The following is a 14,643-nucleotide window of genomic DNA, read 5'->3' as shown; positions in this document are numbered from 1 at the left end:
AGGTCACTCTCCATGTAGGTACTGCTAAATCGGTGCGCTCAGATCTGCACGGCGGCCCTGAACAGCCAGACTTCAGGCTCGCGCTGGTAACCGCGGGGAGTGTTGAGGCTGCGCTGGTAGTCGAGGTCCAGCTGCAGCGCCTTCCAGCCCAGGTTCACGCCCAGGCTCGCGCCGCTCAGGCGCTGGCTGGCGGCGCCGTGGTCGGCCTTGATCCAGCCGTGGTCCAGGCCCAGCCGTGGGGTGACGCTCAACGGCCCCTGCGCCCGCCACGGCAGGCGGAGGGTGTTGCGCCATACCGCCCCACTGGCCCCGGACAGGCTGCTGATGCGGTAGCCGCGCACGGCCGAATCGTCGGTGCCGAGCAACTGCTCGATGGCCGGCAGCGGGTCGGGGCTGTACTGCAGGTTGAGCTGGCTCTGCCACTGCCAGGCCTGACCCAGCAGCTGGCCATTGCGCCACTGGCTGAGCCCGGCGCGGTACCTGTGGAACTGCGCCCTGGGCAGGTCGGGCACCGGGCGATCGGCGTCATCGTCGGCACCGAACCAATGCAGCCCCTGGGCATAGTTGAGGTCCAGGTTCCACACCGCGTGGTCGAGCCAGAACAGGTTGAGCCCGGCCTCGGCCACGGTCAGCGTCGGGCTCTGCACGTCCAGGCGCACCTTGGCGAACTCGCTGTCGACATCCTTGTGCGCCAGTTGCAGGCTGGCGCTCAGTTGATGGCGCTGGTCACGCCACAGCACGCGCTCGCCGCGCAGGCTGAGCTGGTCGGTGATGCCGCGGCTATGCAAGGTCAGCGTGCTGAGCTTGACCGGCGAGCGGTACTCGGCATGGCTGGCGAACAGGCTGAAGGTCCAGTAGCCATAGGGGATCGCGTAGTACAGGCTGGCGTTGCGGCTGTAACGGTCGCCCTGGTTGAGGGTATCGCTGGCCGACAGGCTGAGCAGGTCGTTGAGTGCCAGCGGGTTGTCCAGGCCCAGGCTGAGCACGCGACGATCGCGCCCGGTGCTGGCGCTGCCGAAGTTGTCCAGGCCCAGGCCCACGGCCACCCGTGGCTGGCCGGCGCTGCGCGGGCGCAGGATGATCCGCGAGGCGCCCGGCTGGCTGCCGGGGGCGATGTCGGCGGTCAGGTCGACCGAGCGCAGGCGGTTAAGCTGGTCCAGGCCCTGCTCCAGGTCACGCAGGTTCAGCGGCTCGCCGAGCATGCCGGGGAAGGCCCCGGCCAGCGACACCGGCAGGCGCTGGTCGGCCAGTTCGATGGCCTCCAGGTAGCCCTCGTCCACCAGGATGTCCAGCGACTGCCCGGCTGTCGGGGCGCTGCTCAGGTAGGGCCGGCTGGCGATATAGCCCTTTTCCAGGTACAGCGCGGTGATACTCGCCAGCAGCTGGTTGATCTGCCCCACGCCCATGCACGCCGCCACCAGCGGATCGATGCGCGCATCGAGGGTGGCACGGTCGATCAGGGTGACGCCGCCCACCCGCACCCCGGCCAGCGGCCAGCAGTGCGTATCCGGAGCCGCGGCCTGAGGGACCTGCGCGGATGTATCGGGCCCTGTGAACGCACCGCGCTGTAGTTGGCGGCGGCGTTGCTCCAGTTGCAGTTGCTGCAGGTCCTGTTGTTGCTGTTGCTGTTGGCGCAACACTTCCTGGCCAGGCACGAACGTCTCAGCCCGCACGTTGCCCAGGGACAGGCAAGCCAATACGACACACAGCGATACGCGACGGCAATCAATAGCAGACAGGTACGACATACAACACCCATTCGCAGGCAAAGGCACAGCGAGAATCGCAGCACTTGGAACTTCCCGGCACGGTTACCGAGAGTTATCGGCACACGTGCAATAACTTTAGAAAGTTGAGCGTTATTCACTGAAACGCTCACGGAAAAGTTAATGACTGCCAATTACCACCCGAAGCCTGGCATGACCACCTGGTCACCCGACACCCCGTATTGCAGAGGCTAGAGGGACTGACGCGCGAGATCGTCCAACAATCAAACTTGCCGACTGTTTGAGCCAACGGTACTTCTAGACACGAGCGGGAGACACCGGACTTTAGTCGCATGCCGCCTACGTACAGCAACTTGGAAACACACAAGAGGATTCTACCTCGGTGAAACGCGCCGAAACTAAGCCGAATAATTGGCCCGTGCGGCGACGATTCGTGCTGAACTTTCGACTCTATTGAAGCGACTGCCCTCGAATGCACTTGCAACTCGAGTACGCGTTAGAGGCCTGGTGTATGCTCGCGACATCACAGCCCACCGCACTGAAATGCCCCTCGACAAGGACAACAGCATGCCCCGCCTGGACTGGCTTGAACACCACATGGCCCACAGCGATACCCTCGCCCAGTGGCTGCACCAACAGTTCCACTACGAGTACGCGGACGTGCCGATTAGCGACTGGCAACGCGAGTTCGCCGAAGGCCAGCGCAACGGCCAATGGCGATGCCTGGTCGCCCTCGACGGCGACCGCCTGCTGGGCAGCACCGCCCTGGCCAGCGACGACCTGCCCGGGCGCAGCGACCTTGGTCCGTGGCTGGCCTGCGTGTTCGTCACCCCGCAAGCACGAGGGCAAGGCCTGGCGGAGCAACTGATCGAAGGCATCTGCGACCATGCACGCAGCAGCGGAGTCTCCACGCTCTACCTGCACACCCACGACCAGAGCGCCTACTACGCCAAGCGTGGCTGGGCACCGCTGGAACCCTTCGAGGCCTGGGGGCAGCAGCACTGGCTGATGTCACGCACGCTCTGATCGCTTGCCCGATGGCCTCTGTAGAAGCGGGCTTGCCCCGCGCCAGGGCCATCCATGCCGCACACAAATGATCCAGCAGGGAATTATTTAGCGCGCCGTTGTATCTGACCCTAGGTACAAGGCTGGCCAAACCATGGCCATGCCCCCAAGCCTTCAAGGACAACGGCCCATGAAATCACGCAGAAAACCCGTCAAGCCCATCGGCTTGAAGGACATCACCATCGTCGACGACGCCAAGATGCGCAAGGCCATCACCGCCGCCGCCCTGGGCAACGCGATGGAATGGTTCGACTTTGGCGTCTACGGCTTCGTCGCCTATGCCCTTGGCAAGGTGTTCTTCCCCAACGCCAGCCCCGGCGTGCAGATGATCGCGGCGCTGGCCACCTTCTCCGTGCCCTTCCTGATCCGCCCGCTGGGCGGGCTGTTCTTCGGCGCCCTGGGCGACCGCTACGGGCGCCAGAAAGTGCTGGCCGCGACCATCGTGATCATGTCCCTGAGCACCTTCGCCATCGGTCTGATCCCCTCCTACGCCAGCATCGGCATCTGGGCGCCGATCCTGCTGTTGCTGGCGAAGATGGCCCAGGGCTTCTCGGTGGGCGGTGAATACACCGGCGCCTCGATCTTCGTCGCCGAGTACGCCCCGGACCGCAAGCGCGGCTTCCTCGGCAGCTGGCTGGACTTCGGCTCGATCGCCGGCTTTGTCCTCGGCGCCGGCGTGGTGGTGCTGATCTCGACGCTCCTCGGCGAGGAACAGTTCCTCGAATGGGGCTGGCGCCTGCCGTTCTTCCTGGCCCTGCCGCTGGGCCTGATCGGCCTGTACCTGCGCCACGCGCTGGAAGAAACCCCGGCCTTCCAGCAACACGTCGAAAAACTCGAGCAAGGTGACCGCGAAGGCCTGGCCAGCGGCCCGAAAGTGTCGTTCAAGGAGGTGGCGACCCAGCACTGGCGCAGCCTGCTGACCTGCATCGGCGTGGTGATCGCCACCAACGTCACCTACTACATGCTGCTCACCTACATGCCCAGCTACCTCTCGCACAACCTGCACTACAGCGAAGACCACGGCGTGCTGATCATCATCGCGATCATGGTCGGCATGCTGTTCGTGCAGCCGATCATCGGCCTGCTCAGCGACAAGTGGGGGCGCAAGCCATTCATCATCATCGGCAGCGTCGGCCTGTTCGCCCTGGCGATCCCGGCGTTCATGCTGATCACCAGCGGCAAGCTGGCGGTGATCTTCGCCGGCCTGTTGATCCTCGCCGTGCTGCTGAACTTCTTCATCGGCGTGATGGCCTCGACCCTGCCGGCGATGTTTCCCACGCATATCCGCTACAGCGCCCTGGCCAGCGCCTTCAACATTTCGGTGCTGATCGCCGGTCTGACCCCGACCCTCGCCGCCTGGCTGGTGGAAACCACCGAGAACCTGTACATGCCGGCTTATTACCTGATGGTGATCGCCGTGATCGGCCTGCTCACCGGCCTGACCATGAAGGAGACCGCCAACCGTCCGTTACGCGGCGCCGCCCCGGCGGCCTCGGATATCGACGAAGCCCGCGAACTGCTGCAGGAGCACCACGACAACATCGAACAGAAGATCGAGGACATCGACGCGCAGATCGCCGAGCTGGAGGCCAAGCGCAAGACCCTGGCCCAGCAGCACCCGCGCATCGATTGAGGAGGCTTGCGCATTCCACCGGATTGCTTGCCTGATCCTCTGAACCTGCGGGGTGCATCGATTGCGCAACGGGGCCATGTGCTAGCGTTTCTGGATTGGGGAACAGCGTATTCCCCACTTCCAGAACCGATGATCAGCAGGTGAGCCCATGGAACTAAGAATCAACCAGCAGACCTACCAGGTCGAGGCTGACGCCGACACGCCCTTGCTCTGGGTGATCCGCGATGACCTGGGCCTGACCGGCACCAAGTACGGTTGCGGCCTAGCCCAATGCGGCGCCTGCTCGGTGCTGGTGGACGGCAATGTGGTGCGCGCCTGCGTCACCCCGGTGGCCGGCGTGGTCGGTCGTGAAGTCACCACCATCGAGGCCATCGAAGCCGACGCCGTGGGCAAGCGCGTGGTCGCCGCCTGGGTCGAGCACCAGGTGGCCCAGTGCGGCTACTGCCAGTCCGGCCAGGTGATGGCGGCCACCGCGCTGCTCAAGCACACCCCCAAACCCAGCACCGAACAGATCGACGCGGCCATGGTCAACCTGTGCCGCTGCGGCACCTACAACGCCATCCATGCCGCCGTGCACGAACTGACCCAAGGGGAGCACGCCTGATGAACGCGCGTATCGACACCCCTGACGACCTGGCACGGCTGCGCAGCGGCGAAACGGTCAACCTGTCGCGTCGGCGCTTTCTTGCCGGCAGCGCCATCGGCGCACTGGTGCTGGGCTTCGGCCTGCCGCTGGGCTCGGCGCGGGTACAGGCCGCAGCCGCGACCACTGAGCGCGGCACCCAGGTGCCGGCCTTCCTGGAAATCCGCGCGGACGGCAGCGTGCACCTGCTCAGCCCGTTCATGGAGGGCGGGCAAGGGGTCAACACGGCCATGGCGCAGATCATCGGCGAGGAACTGGACGCCGACCCGGCCACCTTCGTGGTCGAAAGCGCGCCAGCGGGCGAGGCCTACGTGGTGATGGAGAACGGCCTGCGCATCACCGGCGGCAGCATGTCGGTGCGCATGAGCTACCCGACCATGCGCCGCCTCGGCGCCCTGGCCCGCGCCATGCTGCTGCAGGCCGGCGCCGAGCAGTTGGGGGTGCCAGTTGGTGAATTGAGCACCGAGCCTGGCAAGGTGGTGCACGCGGCCTCGGGCCGTGCGCTGGGCTACGGCGAACTGGCCGCCAAGGCCATGGACCTGCCGGTGCCCGACCCTGCCAGCGTCAAGCTGCGCGACCCCAGCCAGTTCCGCTGGATCGGCAAGCCGGTGCAGCGCCTCGACGCCTACGACAAGTCCACCGGCAAGGCCGTCTACAGCATCGACGTCAAGGTCGACGGCATGCTCCACGCCGCCGTGCAGCATGCCCCGCGCCTGGGCATGACCGTAGGCAACCTGCGCAACGAGGAACAGGTCAAGGCCATGAAGGGCGTGCACTCGGTGCATCAACTGCCCGGTGCGGTCGCCGTGGTCGCCGAACGCTGGTGGCACGCCAAGCGCGCGGTGGAAGCGCTGCAGGTGGACTGGAAGGAAGTGGCCGCCGACAGCCAGGTGCGGCCTATGCCTGCCGATTTTTCCAGCGATGGCTGGCGCGAACACCTGGCCGCCCAGACCGGGCCGAGCCGCGACGAGGAAAACCAGGGCGATGTCGCCAGCGCCCTGGCCGGGGCCAAGACCAAGGTCGAGGCCACCTACCACAACCAGTTCCTCAACCACGCGCAGTTGGAGCCGCCCTCCGCCACCGCCCGTTTCAACCCCGACGGCTCGCTGGAAGTGTGGCTGCCCAACCAGGCCCAGGACATGTTCCGCGACGATATCGCCAAGCGCACCGGCCTGGACCCGGCGCGGATCACCCTGCATTCGCCCCTGCTCGGCGGTTTCTTCGGCCGGCACTTCCTGTACGACTCGGCCAACCCCTACCCGCAGGCCATCGCCCTGGCCAAGGCGGTCGGCAGGCCGGTGAAACTGATCTGGAGCCGCGAGGAGGAGTTCCTGCGCGATGCCATGCGCCCCATGGCCGTGGTCAAGTTCCGCGCCGCGCTGGACGAGAAAGGCCTGCCGGTGGCCATCGAGGCGATCAGCGCCACCGAAGGCCCGACCGAGGCCATTGCTGGCAAGCAGGGCGACACGGTCGATCCCACAGCCCTGGAAGGGCTGTCGGGCAAGGCCTACGCCATCGCCAACAAACGCATCGCGCAGATCTATGTCAAAGGCCCGGCCATGCTCGGCTACTGGCGCTCGGTGGGCAATTCGCTGAACGACTTCTTCTACGAGTCGTTCCTCGACGAGCTGGCCGACAAGGGCGGCCACGATCCCTTCGAGCTGCGCCTGCAGCTACTGCGGGACAACCCACGCCTGACCGCCCTGCTGCAGGCGGTGGGCGAGCTGTCCGGCGGCTGGAAGCGCGGCCCGTTCACCGCCGAGGACGGCAGCAAGCGCGCCCGCGGCGTGGCCATGGCCTCGCCGTTCGGCTCGGAGGCGGCGGTCATCGCCGAAGTGTCGCTGGAGGGTGGCCAGGTCAAGGTGCACGACATCTGGCAGGCCATCGACCCGGGCAGCATCGTCAACCCGGCGATCATCGAGGCCCAGGTCAACGGCGCGGTATCCCTGGGCCTGTCCCAGGTGCTGCTGGAAGAATCGGTGTGGCTGAACGGCATGCCACGGGCGCGCAACTACGACCTGTACCCGATGCTGCCGCCATCGCGCATGGCCCGGGTGCATGTGCGCATCGTCGAGAGCGGGGCGAAGATGGGCGGCATCGGTGAACCGCCGCTGCCGGCGGTGGCGCCCGCGGTGGCCAACGCCGTGGCGCAGCTTACCGGCCAGCGCGTGCGCAGTATGCCCCTGAGCCGCCATACCTTCAGCTGACACGACAAGGACAGCCCATGAACAACAGCCGATTCGCAAGAACCGCAGGCTGGCTGGCCTTGCCGTGCCTGGTCGCGGCAGGCCTGCTGGCCTGGTACGTCACCCGCGAGCCTGCCTCGCCCTTCAGCGCCTCGGACAGCGCCGACGCCGCCCTGGTCAGCCGCGGCGAATACGTCGCCCGCCTCAGCGACTGCGTGGCCTGCCACAGCCTGCCGGGCAAGGCGCCCTTTGCCGGAGGCCTGGAAATGGCCACGCCGCTGGGGGCGATCCATGCCACCAACATCACCCCGGATCGCGACCACGGCATCGGCGCCTACAGCCTGGCCGACTTCGACCGTGCCGTGCGCCAGGGCGTCGCGCCGGGAGGGCGACGGCTGTACCCGGCCATGCCCTACCCGTCCTATGCCAAGCTCAGCGATGACGATGTGCGGGCGCTCTACGCGTTCTTCATGAAGGGCGTGCAACCGGCAGCCGAAGCCAATATACCCAGCAGCATTCCCTGGCCATTGAACCTGCGCTGGCCCATCGCCCTGTGGAACGGCCTCTTCGCACCGACCACCGCCTATGCGCAGAAACCCGACCAGGATCCGCTGTGGAATCGCGGCGCCTACATCGTCCAGGGCCCCGGCCACTGCGGCAGTTGCCATACGCCTCGGGGCCTGGCCTTCAACGAGAAAGCCCTGGACGAAAGCGGCGCGCCGTTCCTCGCCGGGGCCCTGCTCGATGGCTGGTACGCGCCGAGCCTGCGCCAGGACCACAACACCGGGCTCGGGCGCTGGAGCGAAGCCGAGATCGTGCAGTTCCTCAAGAGCGGGCGCAATCGCCATGCGGTGGTGTACGGCTCGATGACCGAGGCGTTCAACAATTCCACGCAGTTCATGAGCGACGACGACCTGGGCGCGATCGCCCGCTACCTCAAGGCATTGCCCGGTGACCCTCGGCGTGATGGTGCGCCCTGGCAGTACCAGGCGACGGCCACCGCACCTGATGCGCCCGGCGCGCACACCTACGCGACCCGTTGCGCCAGCTGCCATGGCGCGGATGGCAAGGGCCAGGCCGAGTGGATGCCGCCGCTGGCGGGGGCCACCTCGATGCTGGCCGCAGAGAATGCCTCGGCGATCAACATCACCCTCAACGGCTCGCAGCGCATCGTCGCCGCCGGGGTGCCGGACGCCTACCGCATGCCGGCGTTCCGCGAGCAGCTGTCGGACCGGGAGATCGCCGAGGTGCTGAGTTTCGCCCGCAGTGCCTGGGGCAATCAGGGTGGCGCGGTGCAGGCCAAGGCGGTGGGCGAACTGCGCGGGCATACCGACCCTGCCAGCAGCAGCCCGATCATCCTGCATATGCGCTGATACCGCCATCGCGGGGCAAGCCCGCTCCCACGTGTGAAGCGTGGAGCACAGACAACCGAGGACACCATGGAAAGCATCGACCTGCTGGTCCTGCGCACCACCCACGACTGGCTCCAGGCCGGGCACCGCGTGCTGCTCGCCACTGTCGCCCGCACCTGGGGCTCCTCCCCTCGCCCGGTCGGCTCGATGATGGCGCTGCGCAACGATGGCCGGGTGGTTGGCAGCGTGTCCGGCGGCTGCATCGAAGACGACCTGATTCATCGCTACACCACCGCCTATGGCGGCCCCGGCCTGCCTCAGGGCAGGCCCGAGGTGATTCGCTATGGCGTCAGCGCCGACGAGGCCCACCGCTTCGGCCTGCCCTGTGGCGGCACCCTGGAGCTGATCCTGGAATTCGAACCGGCCGCGTTGCCCCTGCTACAACTGCTGGAGCACCTCGACCAGGGCCGGCTGATGCGCCGCCGACTGGCCCTGCAAAGCGGCGCGGTGAGCCTGGCAGCCACCGCCACCCCCGAGCAGTTCAGCTTCGACGGCCAGCACATGGTCAACACCCTCGGCCCCGGCTACCGCATGCTGCTGATCGGCGCCGGGGCCCTGGCCGAGTACCTGGCGACCATGGCCTTGTTCAACGGCTTCCGGGTGGCGGTGTGCGACCCTCGCCCCGAACACATGGCCACCTGGGCGGTGGCCGGCGTCGAGCACCTCAAGGGCATGCCGGACGATGCGGTACGCGCCTTCAACGCAGACCTGCGTACCTGCATCATCGCCGTCAGCCATGACCCCAAGCTCGACGACCTGGCGCTGCTCGAGGCCCTGCACAGCCCGGCGTTCTACATTGGCGCCATCGGCTCGCGGCGCAACAGCCAGCTGCGCCGCGAGCGCTTGATTGAACATTTCGGCGAGAGCGAGGTTTCGCTGCAACGCCTGCATGGCCCCATCGGCATCTACATCGGCAGCAAGACCCCGGCGGAGATCGCGGTGAGCGTGATGGCCGAAGTGCTGGCCGCCAAGAATGCCGTGAGCTTGCCGGGGGCGGTGAGCGTATCCGGGGCCAAGCGCGAGCGTGACCATCAACCTTCGTAATGCCTGAACCGGCCTCATCGCGGGGCAAGCCCGCTCCCACGTTGGTACTGCTCGCAACTCTGCTGGCTGACGATCGTGGGAGCAACTGTCTTGAGGGGATTTTTTTAGAAAGATCCTTTCAGACATAGCTTCGCCAGCGACACCCTGCAGATGGAGTCGCTGGCGAAGCCCCGCTATCGGCAATACCCCCGAGAGATCAGGCTGCGGGCGCCTGGGTTTTATGGTCCTTCCATGGCGTACCGTCCCTCAGCATGGCATTCAGCCGCACCAGCAACACGCGCATGCAAGCCACCACGGCTACTTTGGGGCGCTTACCACGCGCTACCAGTGCGTCATACCGGGTCTTGAACTCAGGGACGTGCCTGATCATCACCCAAGCCGCCATGTAGATAACGCCACGAACTTTGTAGCGCCCGCCCTCGATCTTGCGTGGGCCGCTCTTGCTCCCACTGTCCTTGTTATAGGGCGCCAGCCCCACCAGGGCGGTGATCTTCCGTCCGCTCAGCGTGCCCAGTTCGGGCAAATAGGCCATCAGCTTGGCAGTCGTAATCAGGCCTACGCCTTTGACTGATGCCAAGTGCTTGGCTTTCTCGCTGTTCAGCGCCTTTGAGGCCTGCGCAAGGTGTTTATCCAATGCCTTGATCTGAGCGTTGAGAGACGCAATGTGCTCAGTGAAGAAGGTGATTGCTACAGGGGAAGTCGCTTGCTTGATTCGACGCCTGTCATCGTCGCGATGCTCAACGATCTGATCCCGTAGCTTGACCAGCTCGCTCAGCTCATCACGTGCCTGACTGGGCTCGATCTTTGAGGGAGATGCAAGATGCTGGGCGAACTTGGCCAGCATCAAGGCATCGATCCTGTCGGTTTTGGCCAGTTGACCAATTGCTTGGGCATAGTCATGAGAGCGTTTGGGGTTGACGCGAACGACATCCAAATCAGCGATGCGTAACGCCTTGAAAACCGCTTTCTCATAGCCCCCCGTAGCCTCGAGCACGATCCGCTCGACCTCAAGCTCGTTCAAGCAGGCAATCAGCTGGGCAATCCCCTCAGGGTCATTCCTCAGCTGGAATGGCTTGGAAAGTTCAGGCCAGAACCCCACGTCCAGGGTCGCCTTCGAAACATCGATACCAACGAAACAGGAAATCATGGCCAAGCCCTCTTACACTGGGAAGTGAGAGCGCTCTGACCTATCCCACGCTTGTGATTTCGAGCTCGCACCTCATCCAACTGTTCGGGCTTCAGGTCAGAGTGAGGGGTGGATGGCGACTATGCTCCCACACGTGCTCTAGGGCACCGCCGGCTTGCAGTCTGCCATCCACCGCTCTCACCCCTTCAGTCTAAGAGCCTTTCAAGACACAAGCGGGCTTGCCCCGCGATGAGGCCGACACGCTCCACACATCTGCCAACCTGTGTCTATGCTTCTTCTCGCATACATCCACCGGTATCGACCACAAGGCAGACAGGCCAATGACTGCCACCCTCGCACGCGCTGTTGCTTTCGCCTCGTTATTGTCCGCCGCCAGCCTCGCCGCCCACGCGGCCGAACTGCCCATCGCCAGCGAGGCGCTGGAAAGCCATATCACCACCGAAGTGACCAAGATCGACCTGCCCAACCGCCAGGTCACGGTCAAGGGTCCCCACGACAAGGACGTGACCTTCCAGCTCACCGAACAGGCCAAGGCCCTGCCCAACCTCAAGGTCGGCGACCAGGTCGACATCAAAGTCACCCGTGCCATCGCCTATGTACTGAACACCAATGTCGGCGGCGCGCCCAAGGCCTCCGAGGAATCGGGCACCATCCGCGCCACCGCGGCCAACCCCAACCCAGGTGGCGAGGCTTTCCGCCAGGTCAAGGTCACCTCGCAGATCAAGAAGATCGACCTGAACACTCATGAAGTCACCCTGCTGCCGCCCGAAGGCAAACTGCAGGTGGTCAAGGTCGAGAATCCCGAACTGCAGGCACGGATGAAAAACCTCAAGGTCGACCAGACCGTCGAAGCCATCTTTACCGAAGTACTGAGCGTGGAAACTTCCCGCCCAGCCCAGTAAAACCTTTGGCCGGCCCGCGCATCGAAAGCCATGTGAGCCTTTCCCCCCTTCAGGAGGTTTCCCATGGCGATGCGCCTGGCCGTGCCGTTTTGCTGCTGCCTTACCCTCGCGCTCACGGGCTGCACCAGCGCCCGCGACGAGCAGCCACCGCCCACCACGCAACAGGTCGAGCTCCAGCGCTATCAGGGCACCTGGTATGAACTGGCGCGCCTGCCGATGTTCTTCCAGCGCAATTGCGTGCAGTCCGAGGCCCGTTATGGCCTGCGCGAGGACGGGCGCATCGACGTCACCAACCGCTGCCTGGAAAAGGACGGCCAATGGAACCAGGCCAATGGCATCGCCGAGGCGCAGGTGCCCGGCCGCACCGACAAGCTCTGGGTGCGCTTCGACAACTGGTTCAGCCGCCTGGCACCGAACCTGACCAAAGGCGAGTATTGGGTGCTGTACCACGATGCGGATTACCGCGTGGCACTGGTCGGCCACCCGAACCGCGAATACCTGTGGCTGCTGTCGCGCACCGCGACCGTCAGCGACCAGACCCGCGACCAGCTACTGGCGCTGGCGCGCAAGCAGGGGTATCCCACCGAGCAATTGATCTGGCGCCAGGCCAGGCCCTAGCCGCCCACTCCCGTGCACGGTAAGGTGAGCCTCCCCGGCTCACCCAAAGGATTGCGTGCAATGATCACCTGCCACCTCAAGTACATCATCGACCCCTACCAGGTCCCCGCCTTCGAAGCCTATGGCAAGCTGTGGATCGGCCTGGTCAACCGCATGGGCGGCAGCCACCATGGCTACTTCCTGCCCAGCGAAGGCGCCAACAATGTCGCCTATGCCCTGTTCAGCTTCCCCAGCCTGGCGGCCTACGAGCAGTACCGCAAAGCTTCGGAAACCGACCCCGAGTGCATCGCCGCCTTTGCCCTGGCCACCGAGCAGCGTTTCATCCTCAGCTATGAGCGCAGCTTCCTGCGGCCCGTGCTCGACTGAATTTCCCAGGCAAGACCCAGGCTCCTGCAGGCGCCCGTAAAGCCAACGGCAAACGCCACTGAACTATTGCACCTCGATCACGATCCTCACCTAAGCACCCTCGACCCAGGATCGTCGATCGACAAGGAGCCTAGCCAGTGACCACTACCACCCTCCCCCGTTGCACCCCAGGGCCGCTGCACGCGACCCTGCTCGCCGGCAGCGTGCCGCTGTTTCTCGGCGCCCTGCTCAGCGACATTGCCTACTACCAGAGCTACCAGATCCAGTGGAGCAACTTCGCCGCCTGGCTGATCGCCGGGGCCCTGCTATCCAGTGGCCTGGCGCTGCTGTTTGCCCTGGCCAACCTGATCCGGGCGCCACGCAAGGCCGGTCGCCCGCTGCTGTACGTGCTGTTGCTGCTGGTCACCTGGGTACTGGGCCTGGTCAACGCCTTCGAGCACGCCAAGGACGCCTGGGCCGTGATGCCCGCAGGCCTGGTGCTGTCAGTAGTGGTCACGGTGCTGGCCATGATCGCCACCTGGGCCGGCCTGACCCGCCTGCGCACGGAGGGCGAAGCATGAAGCACGCATTGAGCGCCCTGAGCATGGCCCTGCTGCTCAGCGCCTGTGGCGGCGACGGCGAGAAGACCCAGGCCCATGGTCCGGACCCGAAATTGCCGGCCCCCGAACGCGGGCTGCTGCCAAGCATGAAGATCGCCCAGCCGGCCGCCTGGGGTGAGCAAAAACCCCAGGTGCCCCAGGGCTACCGCATCAGCGCCATCGCCACCGACCTGAAGATCCCGCGCCAGACCCTGGTGTTGCCCAATGGCGACATCCTCGTTGCCGAAGGCCGTGGCGGCAACGCCGCCAAGCTCAAGCCCAAGGACGTGATCGCCAGCCAGATCAAGGCCAAGGGCAACACCCAGGTCAAGGGCGGCAACCGCCTTACCCTGCTGCGCGACGCCGACGGTGATGGCCGCTACGAACTGCAGACGGTATTCGCCGAACACCTCAATGCCCCCTATGGCCTGGCCTATGCCGACGGCAAGCTGTACGTGGCCAACCAGGACGCGCTGGTGCGCTTCGATTACCAGGACGGCCAGACCCAGGCCGGTGGCCCGCCGACCAAGGTCACCGACCTGCCCGCCGAGATCAACCACCACTGGACCAAGTCGCTGGCCATCAGCCCCGACGGCCGCTACCTGTACGTCGGCATCGGCTCCAACAGCAATATCACCGAGCGCGGCATGGAGGCGGAGGTCGACCGCGCCATGGTCTGGCAGGTGGACGCTGCGACCGGTGCCCACCGGCCTTATGCCACCGGCCTGCGCAACCCGACCGCGCTGGCCATCCAACCACGCGACGGCAAACTGTGGGCAGTGGTCAACGAGCGCGACGAGCTGGGCCCGGACCTGGTGCCGGACTACCTGACCTCGGTGCAGGAAGGCGCGTTCTATGGCTGGCCATACAGCTACTGGGGCCAGAACGTCGATGACCGCGTGCGGCCGCAGAACCCGGACAAGGTGAAAGCCGCGATCAAGCCCGACTACAGCCTCGGCTCGCATGTGGCGGCGCTGGGCGTGGCCTTCTCCAACCCGGCCATGGGCGACACCTTCGCCGACGGTGTGTTCGTGGGTGAACACGGCAGCTGGAACCGGCCGAACCCGGTGGGCTACAAGGTGATCTTCGTGCCGTTTCGCGACGGCAAGCCGGCCGGCAAGCCGGTGGATTTCGCCACGGGCTTTCTTGGCGGGGACGGCAAGACCCGTGGCCGGCCCGTGGGGGTGACCGTCGACCCGAAGGGGGCGTTGATCATTGCCGACGACCTGGCCAACACCCTGTGGCGGGTGACTCGCGAGCCGTAGGGGCGCCAGGGCTTTTCAGGTGCTCAACACGAGCGTGCAGCGCTCGCGTTGAGCACC

The 14,643-nt window shown here is 65.6% G+C and carries 13 protein-coding genes; 11 read left to right on the top strand and 2 right to left on the bottom strand.

Annotation, left to right across the window (positions count from 1 at the left end):
- Positions 1-38: 38 nt before the first annotated feature.
- Complete coding sequence (locus ACZ9C1_RS02035; protein WP_457377887.1) at positions 39-1,748, bottom strand: ShlB/FhaC/HecB family hemolysin secretion/activation protein; 1,710 nt, start codon at positions 1,746-1,748, stop codon at positions 39-41.
- Between the two features lie 546 nt (positions 1,749-2,294).
- Here ACZ9C1_RS02035 and ACZ9C1_RS02030 point away from each other — a divergent pair.
- The 6 genes from ACZ9C1_RS02030 (at position 2,295) to ACZ9C1_RS02005 (ending at position 9,710) form a co-directional block, all read left to right on the top strand.
- Positions 2,295-2,753 (top strand): GNAT family N-acetyltransferase, encoded by a 459-nt coding sequence (locus ACZ9C1_RS02030; protein ID WP_476253486.1) that lies wholly within the window; start codon positions 2,295-2,297, stop codon positions 2,751-2,753.
- 169 nt (positions 2,754-2,922) lie between these two features.
- Complete coding sequence (gene proP / locus ACZ9C1_RS02025; protein ID WP_476253485.1) at positions 2,923-4,425, top strand: glycine betaine/L-proline transporter ProP; 1,503 nt, start codon at positions 2,923-2,925, stop codon at positions 4,423-4,425.
- 148 nt (positions 4,426-4,573) lie between these two features.
- Complete coding sequence (locus tag ACZ9C1_RS02020; protein ID WP_476253484.1) at positions 4,574-5,029, top strand: (2Fe-2S)-binding protein; 456 nt, start codon at positions 4,574-4,576, stop codon at positions 5,027-5,029.
- A complete protein-coding gene (locus ACZ9C1_RS02015) occupies positions 5,029-7,275 on the top strand; it encodes a xanthine dehydrogenase family protein molybdopterin-binding subunit (protein WP_476253483.1) in 2,247 nt (748 codons plus the stop codon). The genes ACZ9C1_RS02020 and ACZ9C1_RS02015 overlap by 1 nt, the downstream gene beginning before the upstream one ends.
- A gap of 17 nt (positions 7,276-7,292) precedes the next feature.
- Positions 7,293-8,627 (top strand): c-type cytochrome, encoded by a 1,335-nt coding sequence (locus ACZ9C1_RS02010; RefSeq protein ID WP_476253482.1) that lies wholly within the window; start codon positions 7,293-7,295, stop codon positions 8,625-8,627.
- 66 nt (positions 8,628-8,693) lie between these two features.
- On the top strand, positions 8,694-9,710 hold the full coding sequence (locus tag ACZ9C1_RS02005; protein ID WP_476253481.1) for an XdhC family protein: 1,017 nt from the start codon (positions 8,694-8,696) through the stop codon (positions 9,708-9,710).
- Positions 9,711-9,906: 196 nt separating this feature from the next.
- Here ACZ9C1_RS02005 and ACZ9C1_RS02000 read toward each other — a convergent pair whose 3' ends face one another.
- Positions 9,907-10,857: an IS110 family transposase gene (locus ACZ9C1_RS02000; protein WP_111533460.1), complete on the bottom strand. Its 951-nt coding sequence runs from the start codon at positions 10,855-10,857 to the stop codon at positions 9,907-9,909.
- 320 nt (positions 10,858-11,177) lie between these two features.
- Between ACZ9C1_RS02000 and ACZ9C1_RS01995 the strand changes: the two genes are divergently transcribed.
- The 5 genes from ACZ9C1_RS01995 (at position 11,178) to ACZ9C1_RS01975 (ending at position 14,586) form a co-directional block, all read left to right on the top strand.
- Entirely contained in the window at positions 11,178-11,759 is a 582-nt protein-coding gene (locus tag ACZ9C1_RS01995; RefSeq protein WP_476253480.1) for a hypothetical protein, read from the top strand.
- Positions 11,760-11,822: 63 nt separating this feature from the next.
- Positions 11,823-12,377, top strand: a complete 555-nt coding sequence (locus tag ACZ9C1_RS01990) for a lipocalin family protein (protein WP_457377893.1) — start codon at positions 11,823-11,825, stop codon at positions 12,375-12,377.
- Positions 12,378-12,437: 60 nt separating this feature from the next.
- Positions 12,438-12,743: an NIPSNAP family protein gene (locus tag ACZ9C1_RS01985; protein WP_110698570.1), complete on the top strand. Its 306-nt coding sequence runs from the start codon at positions 12,438-12,440 to the stop codon at positions 12,741-12,743.
- A gap of 137 nt (positions 12,744-12,880) precedes the next feature.
- Positions 12,881-13,303: a DUF2231 domain-containing protein gene (locus tag ACZ9C1_RS01980; protein ID WP_102684433.1), complete on the top strand. Its 423-nt coding sequence runs from the start codon at positions 12,881-12,883 to the stop codon at positions 13,301-13,303.
- The gene (locus ACZ9C1_RS01975) at positions 13,300-14,586 is read left to right on the top strand and encodes a PQQ-dependent sugar dehydrogenase (protein ID WP_457377894.1); all 1,287 of its coding nucleotides are present in this window, start codon (positions 13,300-13,302) and stop codon (positions 14,584-14,586) included. Before ACZ9C1_RS01980 ends, ACZ9C1_RS01975 begins: the two co-directional genes overlap by 4 nt.
- The last annotated feature ends 57 nt before the right edge of the window (positions 14,587-14,643 follow it).

The sequence above is a fragment of the Pseudomonas sp. TE21435 genome (assembly GCF_056279265.1).
This window is presented reverse-complemented; position numbering and strand designations above follow the sequence as displayed.